This is a genomic window from Streptomyces sp. URMC 127, assembly GCF_051386535.1.
Taxonomy (GTDB): Bacteria; Actinomycetota; Actinomycetes; order Streptomycetales; family Streptomycetaceae; genus Streptomyces.
This window is the reverse complement of record NZ_JBPQTW010000461.1, coordinates 1-1,000: the sequence shown is the minus strand read 5'-3', so window position 1 is coordinate 1,000 and position 1,000 is coordinate 1. Positions and strand designations below refer to the sequence as shown.

The 1,000-nt window shown below is 71.3% G+C and carries 1 protein-coding gene; it reads left to right on the top strand.

From position 1 onward, the window contains the following. Positions 1-950 (top strand): chitinase (locus ACSNOH_RS34900; protein ID WP_436725460.1); only part of this gene is annotated, 950 nt, incomplete at its 5' end. Between the last annotated feature and the right edge of the window lie 50 nt (positions 951-1,000).

The window sequence follows — 1,000 nt, the reverse complement described above, 5'->3', positions numbered from 1 at the left end:
GTCCCCCCACGCCCGGGCCGACCGGCGGAACCCCCGCCCCCGGCGACGGGAAGGCTGCCTTCTCCCCGTACGTCGACACCCTCCTCAACCCCGCCTACGATCTCCTGGCCACGGCCCGCAAGACCGGCGTCAAGAACTTCAACCTCGCCTTCGTCACCTCCGGCGGCGGCTGCACCCCCACGTGGGGCGGGACCGGTGACCTCGGCAGCAACCCCGTGGCCGGGCAGATCGGGGCGCTGCGCGAGGCGGGCGGCGACGTACGGGTCTCGTTCGGCGGTGCCGCCGGGACCGAACTGGGCCTCGCCTGCTCCTCCGCCGACGACCTGGCCGCCGCGTACGGCAAGGTCGTGGACGCCTACAAGCTCACCAAGGTCGACTTCGACATCGAAGGCGGCGCACTGCCCGACACCGCGGCCAACACGCGCCGCGCCCGCGCCATCGCGCAGCTGCAGAAGAAGCATCCCGGGCTCGACGTCTCCTTCACCCTGCCGGTGATGCCCACGGGCCTCACCCAGGACGGCGTCAACCTGGTCGAGAACGCCAAGAAGAACGGCGTGTCCGTCTCCGCGGTCAACATCATGGCCATGGACTACGGCTCGTCCTTCGGCGGCGACATGGGTCAGTACGCCGTCGACGCGGCCACGGCGACGCAGGCCCAGGTCAAGGGCGTGCTGGGGCTGAGCGACGCCGCCGCGTGGAAGGCCGTGGCCGTCACCCCGATGATCGGCGTCAACGACGTGTCCAGTGAGGTCTTCACGACCGGCAACGCGAGCAGGCTGGTCGCGTTCGCCCGCGCCAAGGGCCTCGGCTGGCTCTCCATGTGGTCCGCCACGCGCGACAAGCAGTGCCCGGGCGGTGCGCAGAAGTCCGCCTCCGCAACCTGCAGCTCCGTCCTGCAGGACGAGCTCGCCTTCACCAAGGCCTTCGCCGCCTACCAGGGCCGGGGCTGAAGCGCTTCCCGTTCCCCAGGATCCCCCCACGGTTCCTCCCCCCACGGTTC